Raw genomic sequence first — 16748 nt, 5'->3', positions numbered from 1 at the left:
ATGATTCGCACGCTGCCCGCTCTATTTGCCCTACTGTTTGCCGCGCCCTTGATGGCCGCGCCTGCCGGGCAACAGACCCTGTTCAACTTCGTCCGGCCGGCCGACGTGGTCAAGGTGGCGACCCAGGACGCCAGCCTGCCGCAATACAACGCCGAACAAACCCCGGAAGGCGAAGTGCTGCGCCGCATCACCTTCAACCCGGCCGCCGAGCCGAGCCTGGTGCTCAGCCCGCAGACCGGCACTTGGGACTGGTCGCAATCCAGCGCCATGAGCCTGCGCATCCAAAGTGCCATGGACTGGGCGCTGACCCTCTACGTCACGGTGCAGAGCGCCGACGGCAAGACCTTGCGCAGCCGCATCGACCTGCCGGCCGGCCCGGCCCAGACCTTGCTGGTGCCGCTGCAAGCCAACTCGCCGCTGAGCCAGGGCATGAAGGCCGGCCCGCCGATGCCGATCACCGTGGACGGCCAACGTGTGTTGCTGACCGGCAGCTTTGGCGAGATCGACCGTAGCCAGGTGGTGTCGGTGACCTTGTCGATGGTCAAGCCCAACGCCGCACAAAGCATCCTGTTGGAGCGCTTTGGCGTGCAGGACAGCGAGCCGGTGATCAAGGCCGCGTACAGCGAGCTGGTGGACGCCTACGGCCAATCCACCCGCGCGCGTTGGCCGGAAAAGGTCAGCAGCGACGAACAGCTCAAGGTCGCGGCGGCCAAGGAACAGCAACAGCTGCAAGGCTGGCTGGCCACGCGGGATAAATCCGCCCTGGACAAGTTTGGTGGCTGGAACAAGGGCCCGGCGTTCGACGCCAGCGGGTTTTTCCGCACTGAGAAGCGTGACGGTCGCTGGTACCTGGTGACGCCGGAAGGCCATCCGTTTTACTCCTTGGGCGTCAACACCGTGGCACCGGATAACAGCCAGACCTACGTTTCCGGCCGTGAATGGATGTTCGCGGCGCTGCCCAAGGCTGGCGAGCCGTTTGATAACTACTACGGCAGCGGCGATAACCGCACCGGCAACGGGGCCGGCGAGGGGCGCAGCTTTGGCGCCGGGCGTTGGTACGACTTCTACGGCGCCAACCTGCAACGTACCTACGGTGGCGAAGGCTTTGACCAGAAACGTTGGGCCAGCCATACCCTCGACCGCCTGCAGGCCTGGGGTTTCAACACCTTGGGCAACTGGAGCGACGAAAACCTGGCCCGCGCCGACCGCGTGCCCTACACCTTGCCGCTGTCGATTGTCGGCGACTACGCCAGCATCAGCACCGGCACCGACTGGTGGGGCGGCATGCCCGATCCGTTTGACCCGCGTTTCGCCATGGCCACCGAACGTGCCGTGGCCATCGCCGCCCGAGATCATCGGGATGATCCGTGGTTGATCGGCTTCTTTGCCGACAACGAACTGGCCTGGGCCGGCCCCGGCGATGATGCGAAGTCCCGTTACGCCCTGGCCTACGGCACCTTGCGCATGACCACCGACGTGCCGGCCAAGCGCGCGTTCCTCAAGCAATTGCGCGATAAGTACCGCAACGAGGAAGGCCTGTCGAAAGCCTGGGGCATCCAGTTGGCGGGCTGGGAGCTGATGGAAGACCCGGGCTTCGAGCCGCCGATGCCGAATGCCGAGCACCCGGAAATCGAGGCCGACTTCAAGTACTTCCAGAAGACCTTTGCCGACGCCTACTTCAAGACCATCTCTGACTCGCTGAAGTGGCACGCACCCAACCAGTTGCTGCTGGGCGGCCGATACGCGGTGAGCAGCCCGGAAGCGGTGGCATCCTGCGCGCAGTATTGCGATGTGCTGAGTTTCAACATGTACACGCTCAAACCCCAGGACGGTTACGACTTCGCGGCCTTGCGTGCGCTGGACAAGCCGGTGCTGATCACCGAATTCAACTTTGGCTCCGCGGATCGTGGCCCGTTCTGGGGCGGTGTGACGCAAGTGGCGAGGGAAGAAGAGCGCGGCACGGCGTACGCCAACTTCCTCAAGCAGGCCATGGCTGAACCGTCGATTGTCGGCGTGCATTGGTTCCAGTACTTGGACCAGCCAGTGACCGGCCGCCTGCTGGACGCTGAAAATGGCCATTTCGGCTTGGTCGGCATCACCGATGTGCCGTTCCAGGGCTTTGTCGAGAATGTGCGCAAGAGCAACCTGGCGGCCGTCGACCAACTGGGCAAGGAGGCGGAAAAAGCCAAGGCGGCCAGTGCGGTTCGTGAACATCAAAGTGGCAATGGCGCAAGCGCCGGCAAAGGCGCCGGGCATGCGGGCGGGCACGCGGGAAATGGTCACTGATTCAGCGTTGACGGGTTCACAAAACCTACAATGACTGGAACAATGTCGGCCACTTTTTACGGCGTTTTCCGAGGGGGCTTAGGTGCAGATTCAGGGTCATTACGAGCTCCAGTTCGAAGCGGTACGTGAAGCCTTCGCCGCCTTGTTCGATGACCCCCAGGAGCGTGGCGCCGGGCTCTGTATCCAGGTCGGCGGCGAAACCGTGGTTGACCTGTGGGCCGGCACCGCCGACAAGGACGGTGCCGAGGCCTGGCACAGCGATACCATCGTCAACCTGTTCTCCTGCACCAAGACCTTTACCGCTGTCACCGCCCTGCAATTGGTGGCCGAGGGCAAGCTGAAACTGGACGCCCCCGTGGCCGATTACTGGCCGGAGTTTGCGGCGGCGGGCAAAGAAACCATCACCCTGCGCCAGTTGCTCTGCCATCAGGCGGGCTTGCCGGCGATTCGCCAGATGCTGCCCACCGAAGCCCTGTACGACTGGCAATTGATGGTCGACACCCTGGCGGCCGAGGCCCCGTGGTGGACGCCAGGCCAGGGCCATGGCTACGAGGCGATCACCTACGGCTGGCTGGTCGGTGAACTGCTGCGGCGTGCCGACGGGCGCGGCCCGGGGGAGTCCATCGTGGCGCGGGTGGCACGGCCATTGGGGTTGGACTTCCATGTCGGCCTGGCGGATGCCGAGTTTTATCGTGTTGCCCATATAGCGCGCAGCAAAGGCAACATGGGCGATGAAGCGGCGCAACGTTTATTGCAAGTAATGATGCGCGAGCCGAACGCGATGACGACGCGGGCATTTGCCAATCCACCGTCTATTCTGACCAGCACTAATAAACCCGAATGGCGACGCATGCAGCAACCCGCCGCCAATGGCCACGGTAATGCACGCAGCCTGGCGGGTTTTTATAGTGGTTTGCTGGACGGTAGTTTGCTGGAAAGCGACATGCTTGAAGAGTTGACCCGCGAACACAGTATCGGGCTGGATAAAACATTGCTGACACAAACCCGTTTCGGCTTGGGTTGCATGTTGGATCAGCCACAACTGCCCAATGCTACCTTCGGCCTTGGCCCGCGTGCTTTCGGGCATCCCGGTGCGGGTGGTTCGGTAGGGTTTGCCGACCCTGAGCATGATGTAGCGTTTGGTTTCGTGACTAATACATTGGGGCCTTATGTACTTATGGACCCACGTGCACAGAAGTTGGTCAGAATATTGGCCGGTTGTCTGTAAACCCCTTGCTGTTTCACGTTTTTTTGTTACAAAGGCAACTATAAGAAGAGGCTGACGGAAAAGTTGTAACTTTATTCTTGTCCTGGCGTCTGTTTAACGGGTCATCCAGACCCCTGGCATTTTTCTCATTTTGTGGATATCTCATGTTATCGAACAAGTCCTTGGCACTGGCGCTTTGCCTCACTATTACTGGCTGCGCACAAACTCCACAAAATGATGCCGATGGCGGACATTGGTGGTCATTTGGGTCATTTGGGTCTGATAAAACCGCCGCCAAGGACGCCGCGACTAAGCCGGATGCCAAAGTCGCCGCCGATGCCAAGGCTGCCGACCTGAAAGCCGACCTCAAGGCTGCCACTCCAGCCCCGGCCGCCGCGCCGGCCGTCGCCAAGACCGACAGCGAAACCCACTGGTGGTGGCCGTTCGAGAGCAAGCCAAAGCCATTGGCCAAGGTCGATGTGACCAACATCCCGATGCCGGATCCAAAAATCACCCAAGCCTGGCTGGACGACTATGAGCCGCGCCTGCGCGCTGCCATCAAGGACAGCAACCTGCAACTGGAGCGTCGTGACAACGTACTCGTCGTGATCGCCCCGGTAGACGGCTCCTACAACCCGAAACGCCCGGCGATGCTGCTGCCAGTTACCCTGGGCCCGTTCACTCGGGTTGCCAAGGCCGTTGAAGCCGACCCGAAAACCGCCGTCCTGGTCCTGGGCCACGTCGATGCCACCGGTACCGCGCCAGCCAGCCAGGCGTTGAGCAAGGAGCGTGCGCAGTCGATCGCCTCGATCTTCAGCCTCAGCGGCTTGAAGCAGGATCGCCTGATGCTGCGCGGCATGGGCGACCTTATGCCACGTGCCGCCAACGACAGCACGCAGGGCCGTGCGCTGAACCGTCGCATGGAAATTATGTTCACTCAGCGTACAACTATGTTGGCCTTGCTGAGCAAGTACAACTCGGGCAAGACCCCGCCGGTAGCTGAAATGGTGGCCGTGCAGGACGTTCCTGCACCCGCACCTGCTGTAAAAGCCCCGGCGAAAAAAGCGCCTGCCGCCAAAAAAGCCGCTGCCAAGCCAGCTGCCAAAAAGGCCCCGGCCAAGCCGGCTGCGAAGAAAGCGGCTCCGGCCAAGGCCAAGGCTGCTGCACCGGCTAACGATCAGGCAAAAAACTGACCTGTTGAAGTAGAAGGATAAAGCCGCATGACCCAGGCACTGGCCGATATGCGCCGTGACTACACCCGGGACGGTTTGAGCGAGGCCCAGGCCCCGGCCGAGCCGTTTGCGTTGTTCCACCAGTGGTTTGCCGACGCGGTGAAAACCGAGCAGCCACCGGTGGAAGCCAATGCCATGACCCTGGCCACGGTTGACCAGGAGGGGCGCCCACACTGTCGCATCCTGCTGCTCAAGGGCCTGGATGCACAGGGCTTTACCTTCTTCACCAACTATCAGAGCGCCAAGGGTGAACAGCTCGCGGCGCGGCCGTTTGCGGCCATGACGTTCTTCTGGCCGACCCTGGAGCGCCAGGTGCGGATCGAGGGACGGGTGGTCAAGGTGTCGCCTGAGGAGTCGGATGCTTATTACCAGGTCCGCCCGTTGGGCAGTCGTCTGGGCGCTTGGGCTTCACCGCAGAGCAAGGTCATTCGTGACCGTGAAGAACTGCACGATTTGCTCAAGGCTACCGAGCAGCGTTTCAGCGATATCCAGCCCGACTGCCCCGAGCACTGGGGAGGGTATCGCTTGCTGCCTGAGCGCATCGAGTTCTGGCAAGGCCGCGCCAGCCGCCTGCATGATCGCTTGAACTACCGCCTGCAAGGGGCCGACTGGACCCGTGAACGCCTGGCACCCTGAGCAGCGCCTTTCGTCATCCCACCTGAATGTTTCCCGCTGCGCCGACGTCTCTATGGCAGAGACTTCGGCCGCGTGCGGCTGTGCGACTACAATGATGAAACAGTCGTGACATCACTTGGCACAAAAGCTGGGCTACCGTTGGTCGAGTTTTGTGGTGCTGGCAGTCTGTACTCAGGCTGAATGAAAGCTATTTTCTGCGGTGCTTGCCGTGACAGGCGCCAAGCCGCAGCGTCTAATGACCACCTGTCCTTTGGAGTTGATGCTATGCGTAAGTCCGTTTTACTAGTTGCCTGCTTCACCACTCTGTCACTTCTGCTGGGTGGCTGTGCTTCGAGTCTGACCGGCGACTCGTACTCCCGTGACGAAGCGCGTCGTGTACAGAGCGTTCGCATGGGCACCATCGAATCCCTGCGCCCGGTGAAAATCGAAGGCACCAAGACCCCAATCGGCGGCGCCGCTGGCGCAGTCATCGGCGGCGTTGGCGGCAGCGCCATCGGCGGCGGCCGTGGCAGCATCGTGACCGCAGTGATCGGCGCAGTCGCCGGTGGCCTGCTGGGCTCGGCCACCGAAGAAGGCCTGACCCGCACCCAAGGCGTGGAAATCACCGTGCGCGAAGACGACGGCAGCATGCGTGCCTACGTGCAGGCTGTGCAGGAGAATGAAATCTTCCGCATTGGTGACCGTGTGCGCATCATGACTGTTGATGGAACTAGCCGGGTTACTCGCTAAGCGCTAAACAGTCGGCAAATAAAAACCCCAGCCGGGTGACCGGTTGGGGTTTTTTGTTGCAAGTCCAGTTTGCGGCTGGAGTTGCCTGTTCACAGGAAACAATGACCTGACGTGGATACTACTGTCGCTCCAGGCGCGGAGCAAGAAAAGACGATGAGCGGCGGTCGATATTCCTAGCTTTTATTTGGTGTTGTTTTGCAAATACTGGCAACAGAATTTAACGGAACCAGCTGGCCATTTTAGTGCCGCTCGACACACCTTTGCTCGAAGGCCGAGTTAGTATCGCCCTCGTTCTGCGTTCGTTGTTGTGTGAGCTGGTTGGGTACGCGGGCGAATTTGGACCGGTCGCCACGGGCTTGCAATCCGTGCCGGATTAATGCGGTTGGACCATCAACCCGGCCGCCTCACAGGAAACAATGACCTGTATCCGAAGGCCCACATGTTCCGGTAAGTGCGCTGGAGGTAAGGCCCAACTCACGGAGGGCCGAGTATGTCTAAGTTTGCCTGTGGCGAGGGAGCTTGCTCCCGCTGGAGTGCGAAGCGCTCCCAAGGCTTTTGGGGCCGCTTCGCGGCCCAGCGGGAGCAAGCTCCCTCGCCACATTGACCTTAGTGGGGCACTTTCTTGCGACTCGCCATCGCCGTCACTGCATACCCAATACACGCCGCCAGAATCGACCCGGTCAGAATCCCCATCCGATCCTCCCCGGCAAACTCACTGGCGCCTGGCACAAACGCCAGCGAACCGACAAACAGGCTCATGGTAAAGCCGATCCCGCACAGGATCGCCACGCCGAACACCTGGCCCCAGTTGGCGCCCTCGGGCAGTGCGGCCAGGCCGGTCTTGATCGCCAGCCAGGTGAGGCCGAACACGCCGACGGTCTTGCCGATCAACAGGCCGGCGGCAATGCCCATCGGCACGTGGTGGGTGAAGCTTTCCAGGCTGACGCCAGTCAGGGAGACGCCGGCGTTGGCGAACGCAAACAGCGGCAGGATGCCGTAGGCGACCCACGGGTGCAGCGCGTGCTCCAGGGTCATCAGTGGCGAAGGTTCGGCGTTCTTGGTGCGCATCGGGATGCAGAACGCCAAGGTCACGCCGGCCAGAGTGGCATGCACGCCGCTTTTCAGCACGCAGACCCACAGGATCAGCCCGATGATCAGGTACGGCCCGAGCTTGATCACGCCCAGGCGATTCATCGCGATCAAGGCGATCAAGCAAGCGCCCGCACCCGCCAGGGCGGCGCCCGAGAGGTCGGCGGAATAGAACACGGCAATCACGATGATTGCGCCCAGGTCGTCAATGATCGCCAGGGTCATCAGGAACAGCTTCAGCGACACCGGCACGCGCTTGCCCAACAGGGCCAACACGCCGAGGGCGAAGGCAATGTCGGTAGCCATGGGGATCGCCCAGCCGGAGAGTGCGGCGGGGTAGTCCTTGTTGATTGCCCAGTAGATCAGCGCGGGGACGACCATGCCGCCAATCGCCGCGGCACCGGGCAGCACCACTTGCGAAGGCTTGGACAGGTGCCCATCGATCAGCTCGCGCTTGACCTCCAGGCCGATCAGCAGGAAGAACAGTGCCATCAGGCCGTCGTTGATCCACAGCAGCGCGGGCTTGGCGATTTTCAGGGCACCGATCTGTGCCACCACCGGCACGTCGAGAAAGGCGCTGTAGAGGTGCGACAACGGCGAATTGTTGATGATCAGCGCCAGTGCGGCAGCGGCGATCAACAACAGGCCGCTGGCGGCTTCCAGCTGGAAGAAACGGGTGAAAGTGCTACGCAGAGGCAAGGTATGCTCTCCAATCCAGGTTCAATAGGGGGTTACCCTAACCCGTACCGTTAGTTGTTAAAACAAAAGTTATATTCTTATTTGTTATAAGCGATGGTCCGGTACGACGGTGCGCCAAAGCCTAGCAATTGTGTGTCCAATTGAGTCGGTACTGTATCTGTGTGGAGTGTAGGAAACCTCCTAAGATTGGGGGTGAAATCCTTAGAGAAACTCCTCATGAGCGACCATCGTCCCTGGGCTCGCGAAGCCATTCGCATCATCGAAGCGGACTTCCAGCGCAGCGCTGACACGCACCTGATCCCGTTGCCGTTACCGGGCTTGCCGGGTATCGAGCTGTACTTCAAGGATGAATCCAGCCATCCCACCGGCAGCCTGAAGCATCGGCTGGCACGTTCGTTGTTCCTCTACGCGTTGTGCAATGGCTGGTTGAAGCCGGGTGCGCCGGTGATCGAAGCCTCCAGTGGTTCGACGGCAATTTCCGAGGCCTACTTCGCCCGCCTGCTCGGCTTGCCGTTTATCGCGGTGATGCCGGCCACCACTTCCCAGGAAAAGATCGCACAGATCGCTTTTTACGGTGGCAAGAGCCACCTGGTGAACGATCCGACGCAGATCTACGCCGAATCCGAGCGTTTGGCGCAGGAAAGTGGTGGTCACTTTATGGACCAGTTCACCTACGCGGAGCGGGCCACCGACTGGCGAGCGAATAACAACATTGCTGAGTCGATCTTCCAACAGATGCGCTTTGAGCATTATCCCGAGCCGAGCTGGCTGATTTCCAGCCCAGGCACCGGCGGTACCACCGCGACCCTGGGGCGTTATGTGCGTTATCGCCAGCATTGCACCCGCGTGCTGTGCGCCGATGCCGAGCGTTCGGTGTTTTTTGATTACTATTTGAGTGGCGATGCCAGCTTGCGCCTGGACTGCGGCTCACGCATTGAAGGCATTGGCCGGCCACGGGTAGAGGCGTCGTTTCTGCCCAAGGTGATTGATGCCATGGTCAAAGTGCCGGACGCGTTGTCGTTGGCGGCCATGCACTACTTGGCTGAACGGTTGGGGCGGCGGGTCGGCGGGTCCAGCGGGACCAACTTGATTGGCGCGTTGATGGCTGCGCAGCAGATGAAAGCGGCGGGGGAGTCGGGGTCGATCGTGGCGATCTTGTGTGATGGGGGTGAGCGCTATGCCACCACTTATTATGATCAGGCGTGGCTTGAAGCGCAGGGCTATGCGTTGGAGGGGCTGATTGCGGCTGTTGCTGCGAGTGTGGAACGAGGCGAGCCGTTGCCGGCCAGCATCTTGCGCGCCAAAATCTGACCTGCCACAAAAAAATGTGGGAGCTGGCAAGCCAGCTCCCACAGTTGAGTCAGGCCTCGATGCCCAACATATCCCGCGCCAACGCCTCGGCAATCCGAATCCCGTCCACACCCGCCGACAGAATCCCGCCGGCGTAACCCGCGCCTTCACCGGCCGGGAACAGGCCCTTCACGTTCAAGCTCTGCATCGATTCATTGCGGGTAATCCGCAGTGGCGAGGACGTGCGTGTTTCGATACCGGTCAACACGGCATCGTGCAGCGAGTAGCCCTTGATCTGCTTCTCGAACGCCGGCAGCGCTTCGCGGATCGCCTCAATGGCGAACGCCGGCAGCGCGAGGGCCAGATCGCCCCAGGCCACACCTGGCTTGTAGGAAGGTTCCACACTGCCAGTGCCGGTGGACGGCTTGCCAGCGATGAAATCGCCTACCAACTGCGCCGGTGCCTCGTAGTTGCTGCCGCCGAGGATGTAGGCGTGGGACTCCAGGCGTTCCTGCAATTCGATACCCGCCAGCGGGCCACCCGGATAATCCACCTCTGGCGTGATGCCGACTACGATGCCGGAGTTGGCATTGCGCTCGTTACGCGAGTATTGGCTCATGCCGTTGGTGACTACGCGGCCCGGTTCGGAGGTGGCAGCGACTACCGTACCGCCTGGGCACATGCAGAAGCTGTAGACCGAGCGACCGTTCTTGGCGTGGTGCACCAGTTTGTAGTCCGCAGCGCCGAGTTTTGGATGGCCAGCGTATTTACCCAAGCGTGCCGCGTCGATCAGCGACTGCGGGTGTTCGATACGGAAACCCACCGAGAACGGCTTGGCTTCCATGTACACACCACGGCCATGGAGCATGCGGAAGGTGTCGCGGGCGCTATGGCCGAGGGCCAGGATCACGTGCTTGGAGAGGATCTGCTCGCCGCCGTCGACCACTACGCCATGCAACTGGCCGTCTTCAATCAGCACGTCAGTGACCCGCTGCTCGAAACGCACTTCACCGCCGAGGGCGATGATCTGTTCGCGCATGTTTTCCACTACGCCGGTCAGGCGGAAGGTACCGATGTGTGGCTTGCTGACGTAAAGAATCTCTTCCGGTGCGCCGGCCTTGACGAACTCGTGCAGGACTTTGCGCCCGTGGAATTTCGGGTCCTTGATCTGGCTGTACAGCTTGCCGTCGGAAAACGTCCCGGCGCCGCCTTCACCGAACTGCACGTTGGACTCGGGGTTGAGCACGTTTTTACGCCACAGGCCCCAGGTGTCCTTGGTGCGCTGGCGCACTTCGCGACCGCGCTCAAGAATGATCGGCTTGAAGCCCATCTGAGCCAGCAACAGCCCGGCGAAGATGCCGCACGGGCCAAAGCCGACGACGATCGGGCGTTCGCTCAGGTCTTGTGGCGCTTGGCCGACCACTTTGTAGCTGACGTCCGGCGCCGGATTGATATTGCGGTCATCGGCGAACTTGAGCAGCAGGGCGGCTTCGCCCTTCACGTTCAAGTCGATGGTGTAGATGAAGCACAGCTCCGACGATTTCTTGCGCGCATCGTAGCTGCGTTTGAACAGGGTGAAATCGAGCAGGTCATCACTGGCGACGCCCAGGCGCTGCACGATGGCAGGCCGCAGGTCTTCTTCGGGATGGTCGATGGGCAGCTTGAGTTCGGTGATTCGTAGCATGACGGGATCCGGTAGGCGGCAGACAAAGAGGCCGGCTGTTTTGCAAACCGGTGATTATAAGCCCCAATGGACATTTCCCGTCATGTTAAAACAACCTAGGGCCGCGTCAGTCGTCGCGCGAGCCGCCAAACGCCGCGCAACCGCGCTGTACCTGGCCGTTGATGCGCAATTCGGCGGTCATGTGCTGCAGGCTGCCGCTGGCGCTGTCCACACAGCGTTGAGGGGCCACCCACAGCTCGACGTGCTGGTTGTTGGCCTCGGTCATCAGGTTGAAGCGACCGTCACCGATTTGCTCTTCCACATATGGCACCGCCAATGGCGGCTGGCCTTCACGCTCCAGGACCATGCCCTTGGCCGTGACATTCATCGCCCAGGCCGGTTTGTGGCCGTTGGCGCGCAGGGTCATGCGCTTGAAGTCCGGGTCGTTGCAGGCCGAGGTCGAGCGCTCCACACGATAGAGCTGCTGCAAGTCCACGTTGCCCTGGGTGCCGCTGGCTACACCGGAGAACTTGCCGCGCAGGTCGGCGAACAGCGCGCCTTGCTGGCCGGCCAGGGAGGCGGCTTCCTGCAGGATGCTGGTGCCGCCGCTATCGTTGACCACGTAGTTGCGTTTGTCGTTGCACGGCTGGAACAGCAGCTTGCCATTGACCGCCGTGAGCTCGCCCTGCATGCGGGTCAGGCCGGCCGTTGACGGCTTGGCCGGCTCGCTTTCGAACATCTGGCAGGCGGCGAACAGGGGGAGCAGGGCAAACAGGGCAAGGGTACGTGCGGCACGCATAGAGGGTCTCCAGACAAGTGCCGCCACGTTACGCAGGCTGGCGCCGCATCACAAGCCCGCCTGCCAGCTTCAGGCGATTCTGTCGGACGTGAAGGTCAGCCGACGATAAAGGTCTGACCGGTCTGCAAGCCCTCGACGCTTTTCGCGTAGGCCAATGCAACATCAGCCCCCGAAGCGGGTTTGAAGCCGCGGAAATACGGCGCATAACTGCCCATGGCTTCCACCAGCACCGTAGGACTTACGGAGTTGACGCGCAGGCCTCGTGGCAACTCAATCGCCGCCGCTTTCACGAACGCATCCAGTGCGCCATTGACCAGCGCCGCCGAAGCACCGGTGCGAATCGGGTCACGGTTGAGAATGCCGCTGGTGAAGGTGAACGAGGCGCCGTCGTTGGCGTACTCGCGGCCGATCAGCAGCAGGTTGACCTGGCCCATCAACTTGTCGCGCAGGCCCAGCTCAAAATCGGCTTCGCTCATGTCACCCAACGCTACGAAGTTCACGCTACCCGCCGCGCACACCAGGGCGTCAAACGTGCCGGTCTGTTCAAACAGCGCGCGGATCGAGGCGCTGTCGCTGATGTCGACGTGGAAGTCACCGCTGCTGCGGCCGATGCTGATGACCTCGTGACGCTGTGCCAGTTCTGCCTTGATCGCCGAGCCGACGGTGCCGCTGGCACCAATCAATAGGATTTTCATGGGGCTGTTCCTCCAGGGGTAAGTGAGGTTTCAGTCTAGAGTGGCTTTTTTCATGGATAAACGTGCTAATAGGCAACCTTTGGTTTTCTATTGGAAACAATCCATGAGCGAAATGGATGACCTGGCGGCCTTTGCCGTGCTGATTGAAGCGGGCAGTTTCACCGTGGCGGCTGAGCAATTGGGTTGCAGCAAGGGGCAGTTGTCCAAGCGCATCAGCCAGTTGGAAGCGCAGTTTTCCGTGGTCTTGCTGCATCGCACCACGCGCAAGCTGAGCCTCACCGCTGCCGGTGCGGCGTTGTTGCCCCAGGCGCAGGCGCTGGTGGTGCAGGTTGATCGCGCCCGTCAGGCATTGGCTCGGCTGAAAGACGATTTGGCCGGGCCTGTACGTATGACGGTTCCGGTGTCGCTGGGCGAAACCTTCTTTGATGGCTTGTTGCTGGAGTTTTCCAAACAATACCCGCAGGTGCAGATCGAGTTGGAGCTGAACAACAGCTACCGTGACCTGGCACGGGATGGCTTTGATCTGGGGGTGCGCTCGGGCGCGATTGAAAACGAGCGTCTGGTCGTCAAGCCGCTGCTGGCCTGGCATGAAATGACCTGCGCCAGCCCGGCCTACCTGGAACAGCACGGCGAACCGCAGGTGCCGGCGGACTTGGCTGCCCACACCTGCCTGCTCAACAGCCACTACAGCGGCCGCGAAGAGTGGCTGTACCACCAGCAACATGAGTTGTTGCGGGTGCGGGTCAGCGGCACCTTCGCGTCCAACCACTACAACCTGCTGAAGAAGGCCGCCTTGGTGGGGGCCGGTATTGCGCGCCTGCCTTCCTACGTATTGCCGGCGGAATTGGCTGACGGACGCTTGCGCTGGCTCCTGCGGGATTATCAGACGCGGAGCATGCCGATGTACCTGGTCCATCCTTATCAAGGCGGCCTGCCTCGCCGCACTCAGGTACTGGCCGATTACCTGGTGGACTGGTTCAAGCGCAGCGGCGAGGCCCTGGACCGTCTTTAGCCGTAGCGTCGGGCGATCAGGTGGTCGATGGACAGGCGCCCCGGGCCTTTGGCCGCCAGCAGCAACAGCACGGCAAGCCAGGTGCCATGGGTCGGGTAGGCATCCGGGTAGACGAACACCTGAATGACTAACGTCATGCCAATCAGCGCCAGGGCCGAAAAGCGTGTGGCAAAGCCCACCAGGATCAGCACCGGGAAGAAGTGCTCGGCAAACGCCGCCATGTGCGCGGCCACTTCCGGCGACAGCAATGGCACGTGATATTCACTGCGAAACAACGGCAGTGTCGAGGCCGCGAGGCGCGGCTCGCCCAGTTGGAAGGTGCCGCTGATCAGGTCAACGACAAAACCTTCGACCTTGGTTTGCCCCGACTTCCAGAACACCGCTGCGATGGAGAAGCGTGCGAGAAAGGCGATCAGGCTGTAGGGGATTTTCTCTAAAAGCGCGATTGCCTGTTTTATCAGGCAGGTGGGTGCAGTGTTCATGGCGATACCTTTTGTTCCAGGTGCAGATGGGTGATGGCCTCGTGACTGACCAGCAGTGACAGGCATTTGTGCAGGTCGAACTCGGTGGACGCCTCAAGGGCATGAGCGACTGCCAGTTGCAGCGTTGAGCCGTGGTTCAGGCGGTTGATAAACGCCACGGCGCCGCTGTCGATGGCGAACACCTTGACGCCCAGGCCCTGGCGCAACACCAGCGCACTCTGTGGGTGCCAGGGGTTCAAAGTGGCCATGGCGCCTTCGGTCTGGTGTGCGGCCCACACGGCAACCACGGCATACGCGCTGTTCAGTGTGGCGAGGGACGGGTGCAGTTGCAGGCGCAACGTCCCCAGGTCTGCCCCGTTTTGCAGGTGCTGGAGGACGGCGTGCTGATCCAGGCCGGGCGTATCCGCGGCGTGATAAGCCTGCACGCGCAGACGTTCAAGCTGGGCGACATCGGCCAGGTACGGCACGCTGGCAGCGGGTTCGAAGCCGCGGATGAACGCGGCAAATGAGTCGCCGTACTCACTGATCATCGGGCTGGTTGGCGGACTGGCCTGTACGTAGAGGCCGGCCATGGCGCGAAAGAAATCGTCGCCCACCAATTGCAAGGTCACCGGGTGTGCCGCGGCCAACGCATTGATCAACGCGCTGTGTACGTTGTTGCGGTACACCGCAAAGCGGCTGGCCGGGTCGGCACCGTTGCTGCTGAACAGCCCCTCGGGGCAGGGCAGGTCAGGCGCCAGCAGGGCGCGGGAAAACGTGTCGTGGAGGCTCATGAGAGTACCTGCGACAAGTGCCAATCGGCCTGTTGAGCCTCAGTGTGAAGGACGCTGAAAGCCGGCACCTGGTTATCCCGTTCGATCAGCGTGGCCACCGGGCCGATGCGTGCCAGCACGGTTTCGTACAGGCGCCACACGGCGTTGTCGATGGGCGCGCCGTGATCGTCGATCAGCAACCGGTCGCCGAGGCTGTCGGTGTCTTCGGCAAACCCTGCCAGATGAATCTCACCCACGGCGTGCAACGGCAGTGCGTCGATGTAGGCCAGTGGTTCGCGTTGATGATTGATACACGACACATAGACGTTGTTGACGTCCAGCAGCAAGCCACAGCCCGTGCGGCGGATGACTTCGCTGATGAAGTCCGTCTCGTCCAGGGTCGAGCGCTGGAATTGCAGGTAGGTTGACGGGTTTTCCAGCAGCATTGGCCGCTTGAGCGTGCTTTGCACCTGATCCACGTGTTCGCAAACACGCTTGAGGGTGGCGGCATCGTAGGCGAGAGGCAGCAAGTCATTGAGAAACACCGGGCCGTGGCTTGACCAGGCCAGGTGTTCGGAAAAGGAGTGAGGTTGATAACGCTCGATCAGCGTGGCCAGCCGTGCCAGGTGCGCACGGTCCAGCGGGCCTTCGCCGCCGATGGACAGGCCCACACCGTGCAATGACAGCGGGTACTGCTCGCGGATCAATCCCAGGTAGTGGTGAAATGGCCCGCCGGCGACCATGTAGTTTTCGGCGTGCACTTCAAAAAAGCCGATGTCGGGGGCAGTCTCGAGCACTTCGGCGAAGTGCTCGTGCTTGAGCCCCAGCCCAGCCCGGCGCGGCAGGCCGGGCGCCTGAGCCTGGGAGACGGCTGGCAAGGATGAAAGGGTCATCATCAGTACTCAGGCTGGGCCGGCAATCAGGATTTTGCGCTGAAGGCTGCTTCCTGGCCGAAACCGGTCGGCGAGGTGGAGCTTGGGGTTTGGGTGCAGGTGCCGGCCGGGACCAGTTTCCAGGCGTTGGCCTGGTCTTTGGTTTTCGACGTGCCTGCGCAGGAGGTGCCGGCGCCCGCAGCGCAATCGTTCTTGCCGGCTTCAGCGACGCCGAAGCATTTCTGCATGTCGTCGGCCGTGTGGGCGGTGGAGGTCAGGGCGGACAGGCTCAGGGCGGAACCGAGGGCCAGGACGAGGGTGGCGGCGGACAGTTTGGTGGTCATGGTGGATCTCCAGCAGTGGGTTGAGTTGGCGGGCTTGAGTGCCTGCTTGTACCACTAGAGACAGGAGGGTTGGATCCGTTACAAACCCACTAAAAATAATTTCAGGTTTCATGAAATTTAAGGATCACACAAAGCAAATGTGGGAGCGGGCTTGCTCGCGAATGCGGAGTGTCAGCCAACAGATATTTGGCTGATCCACCGTATTCGCGAGCAAGCCCGCTCCCACATTTTAGAGCCGGTTCCTACAGCAACCTTCTCTTAGCCGCCCAGGTACGCCTCACGCACCTTCGGATCCGTCAACAATTGCTCGCCCGAGCCTTCCATCACCACCCGGCCGTTTTCCAGGACATAGGCGCGGTCGGCGATTTTCAGCGCCTGGTTGGCGTTCTGCTCCACCAGGAACACCGTCACACCGTCCTTGCGCAGCTGTTCGATGATGTCGAAGATCTGCTGGATGATGATCGGCGCCAGCCCCAGGGACGGTTCGTCCAGCAGCAGCAGCTTGGGTTTGCTCATCAGCGCGCGGCCGATGGCGAGCATTTGCTGCTCGCCGCCAGACATGGTGCCGCCGCGCTGGCTGAAGCGCTCCTTGAGCCGTGGGAACAGGTGCAGCACCTTGTCCATCTGCTCCTGGAAGTCGCCCTTGTCGGTAAAGAACCCGCCCATGGCGAGGTTCTCTTCCACCGTCAGGCGGGAAAACACCCGACGACCTTCCGGCACCACGGCAATGCTCTTGCGCATGATCTGCGACGATTGCAGGCCCACCAGTTCCTCACCCATGTAGCGGATGCTGCCGCTGTGGGCCTGGGGCGAACCGCACAGGGTCATCAGCAAGGTGGATTTGCCCGCGCCGTTGGCGCCGATCAGCGTGACGATCTCGCCTTGGCGCACTTCCACGTTGACGCTGTGCAGGGCCTGGATCTTGCCGTAGAAAGTGGAAACGTTTTCGAATTGCAGCATT

The 16748-nt window shown here is 61.4% G+C and carries 16 protein-coding genes; 7 read left to right on the top strand and 9 right to left on the bottom strand.

Translation table 11 applies throughout. From position 1 onward, the window contains the following. The 5 genes from J1G37_RS00245 to J1G37_RS00225 all read left to right on the top strand — a co-directional run bounded on the left by J1G37_RS00245 (position 1) and on the right by J1G37_RS00225 (position 6090). Positions 1-2286, top strand: a complete 2286-nt coding sequence (locus tag J1G37_RS00245; protein ID WP_207039765.1) for a beta-galactosidase — start codon at positions 1-3, stop codon at positions 2284-2286. Between the two features lie 82 nt (positions 2287-2368). Then, the gene (locus tag J1G37_RS00240) at positions 2369-3514 is read left to right on the top strand and encodes a serine hydrolase domain-containing protein (protein WP_207039764.1); all 1146 of its coding nucleotides are present in this window, start codon (positions 2369-2371) and stop codon (positions 3512-3514) included. A gap of 143 nt (positions 3515-3657) precedes the next feature. Then, positions 3658-4686 (top strand): OmpA family protein, encoded by a 1029-nt coding sequence (locus J1G37_RS00235; RefSeq protein ID WP_207039763.1) that lies wholly within the window; start codon positions 3658-3660, stop codon positions 4684-4686. 27 nt (positions 4687-4713) lie between these two features. Next, positions 4714-5361 (top strand): pyridoxamine 5'-phosphate oxidase, encoded by a 648-nt coding sequence (gene pdxH / locus J1G37_RS00230; RefSeq protein WP_207039762.1) that lies wholly within the window; start codon positions 4714-4716, stop codon positions 5359-5361. A 264-nt stretch (positions 5362-5625) separates the two neighbouring features. After that, positions 5626-6090, top strand: coding sequence for a glycine zipper 2TM domain-containing protein (locus J1G37_RS00225; protein WP_026136695.1), 465 nt, complete (start codon positions 5626-5628; stop codon positions 6088-6090). A gap of 606 nt (positions 6091-6696) precedes the next feature. Here J1G37_RS00225 and nhaA read toward each other — a convergent pair. Then, positions 6697-7878 carry a Na+/H+ antiporter NhaA gene (nhaA, locus tag J1G37_RS00220; RefSeq protein WP_207039761.1) on the bottom strand — a complete coding sequence of 394 codons (1182 nt, stop codon included), beginning with the start codon at positions 7876-7878 and terminating at the stop codon, positions 6697-6699. Positions 7879-8094: 216 nt separating this feature from the next. On the opposite strand from nhaA, the gene J1G37_RS00215 reads away from it, so the two are divergent. Then, a complete protein-coding gene (locus J1G37_RS00215) occupies positions 8095-9189 on the top strand; it encodes a PLP-dependent cysteine synthase family protein (protein ID WP_207039760.1) in 1095 nt (364 codons plus the stop codon). A 49-nt stretch (positions 9190-9238) separates the two neighbouring features. Here the strand turns inward: J1G37_RS00215 and J1G37_RS00210 are convergent, their stop codons facing one another. The 3 genes from J1G37_RS00210 to J1G37_RS00200 all read right to left on the bottom strand — a co-directional run bounded on the left by J1G37_RS00210 (position 9239) and on the right by J1G37_RS00200 (position 12325). Beyond that, the gene (locus J1G37_RS00210; RefSeq protein WP_207039759.1) at positions 9239-10852 is read right to left on the bottom strand and encodes an NAD(P)/FAD-dependent oxidoreductase; all 1614 of its coding nucleotides are present in this window, start codon (positions 10850-10852) and stop codon (positions 9239-9241) included. Between the two features lie 106 nt (positions 10853-10958). Beyond that, complete coding sequence (locus J1G37_RS00205; protein WP_207039758.1) at positions 10959-11630, bottom strand: hypothetical protein; 672 nt, start codon at positions 11628-11630, stop codon at positions 10959-10961. Between the two features lie 95 nt (positions 11631-11725). Continuing rightward, positions 11726-12325, bottom strand: coding sequence for a short chain dehydrogenase (locus tag J1G37_RS00200; RefSeq protein ID WP_207039757.1), 600 nt, complete (start codon positions 12323-12325; stop codon positions 11726-11728). Between the two features lie 103 nt (positions 12326-12428). Between J1G37_RS00200 and J1G37_RS00195 the strand changes: the two genes are divergently transcribed. After that, entirely contained in the window at positions 12429-13337 is a 909-nt protein-coding gene (locus J1G37_RS00195) for a LysR family transcriptional regulator (RefSeq protein ID WP_207039756.1), read from the top strand. Here J1G37_RS00195 and J1G37_RS00190 read toward each other — a convergent pair. From J1G37_RS00190 to J1G37_RS00170, 5 genes are all read right to left on the bottom strand, one after another. Further along, a complete protein-coding gene (locus J1G37_RS00190) occupies positions 13334-13819 on the bottom strand; it encodes a DoxX family protein (RefSeq protein ID WP_207039755.1) in 486 nt (161 codons plus the stop codon). The two genes, J1G37_RS00195 and J1G37_RS00190, sit on opposite strands and share 4 nt — an antisense overlap. Beyond that, on the bottom strand, positions 13816-14592 hold the full coding sequence (locus J1G37_RS00185) for a DNA-binding domain-containing protein (protein ID WP_207039754.1): 777 nt from the start codon (positions 14590-14592) through the stop codon (positions 13816-13818). Before J1G37_RS00185 ends, J1G37_RS00190 begins: the two co-directional genes overlap by 4 nt. Further along, positions 14589-15467: a DUF692 domain-containing protein gene (locus J1G37_RS00180; RefSeq protein WP_207039753.1), complete on the bottom strand. Its 879-nt coding sequence runs from the start codon at positions 15465-15467 to the stop codon at positions 14589-14591. Before J1G37_RS00180 ends, J1G37_RS00185 begins: the two co-directional genes overlap by 4 nt. A 23-nt stretch (positions 15468-15490) precedes the next feature. After that, positions 15491-15787 (bottom strand): DUF2282 domain-containing protein, encoded by a 297-nt coding sequence (locus J1G37_RS00175; RefSeq protein WP_207039752.1) that lies wholly within the window; start codon positions 15785-15787, stop codon positions 15491-15493. Positions 15788-16045: 258 nt separating this feature from the next. Then, positions 16046-16747, bottom strand: coding sequence for an ABC transporter ATP-binding protein (locus J1G37_RS00170; RefSeq protein WP_017735935.1), 702 nt, complete (start codon positions 16745-16747; stop codon positions 16046-16048). Position 16748 lies beyond the last annotated feature (1 nt).

It is taken from the genome of Pseudomonas sp. Marseille-Q1929, from assembly GCF_017316265.1.
Classification (GTDB): domain Bacteria; phylum Pseudomonadota; class Gammaproteobacteria; order Pseudomonadales; family Pseudomonadaceae; genus Aquipseudomonas.
Note: the sequence above shows the minus strand (reverse complement) of the source record. Positions and strands in the feature narration are given on the sequence as shown.

Coding starts and splice junctions, on each gene's coding strand:
- J1G37_RS00245 (WP_207039765.1), top strand. CDS start 1: ATGATTCGCACGCTGCCCGCTCTATTTGCCCTACTGTTTGCCGCGCCC.
- J1G37_RS00235 (WP_207039763.1), top strand. CDS start 3,658: ATGTTATCGAACAAGTCCTTGGCACTGGCGCTTTGCCTCACTATTACT.
- pdxH (WP_207039762.1), top strand. CDS start 4,714: ATGACCCAGGCACTGGCCGATATGCGCCGTGACTACACCCGGGACGGT.
- J1G37_RS00225 (WP_026136695.1), top strand. CDS start 5,626: ATGCGTAAGTCCGTTTTACTAGTTGCCTGCTTCACCACTCTGTCACTT.
- J1G37_RS00215 (WP_207039760.1), top strand. CDS start 8,095: ATGAGCGACCATCGTCCCTGGGCTCGCGAAGCCATTCGCATCATCGAA.
- J1G37_RS00210 (WP_207039759.1), bottom strand. CDS start 10,852: ATGCTACGAATCACCGAACTCAAGCTGCCCATCGACCATCCCGAAGAA.
- J1G37_RS00205 (WP_207039758.1), bottom strand. CDS start 11,630: ATGCGTGCCGCACGTACCCTTGCCCTGTTTGCCCTGCTCCCCCTGTTC.
- J1G37_RS00200 (WP_207039757.1), bottom strand. CDS start 12,325: ATGAAAATCCTATTGATTGGTGCCAGCGGCACCGTCGGCTCGGCGATC.
- J1G37_RS00195 (WP_207039756.1), top strand. CDS start 12,429: ATGAGCGAAATGGATGACCTGGCGGCCTTTGCCGTGCTGATTGAAGCG.
- J1G37_RS00190 (WP_207039755.1), bottom strand. CDS start 13,819: ATGAACACTGCACCCACCTGCCTGATAAAACAGGCAATCGCGCTTTTA.
- J1G37_RS00185 (WP_207039754.1), bottom strand. CDS start 14,592: ATGAGCCTCCACGACACGTTTTCCCGCGCCCTGCTGGCGCCTGACCTG.
- J1G37_RS00180 (WP_207039753.1), bottom strand. CDS start 15,467: ATGATGACCCTTTCATCCTTGCCAGCCGTCTCCCAGGCTCAGGCGCCC.
- J1G37_RS00175 (WP_207039752.1), bottom strand. CDS start 15,787: ATGACCACCAAACTGTCCGCCGCCACCCTCGTCCTGGCCCTCGGTTCC.
- J1G37_RS00170 (WP_017735935.1), bottom strand. CDS start 16,747: ATGCTGCAATTCGAAAACGTTTCCACTTTCTACGGCAAGATCCAGGCC.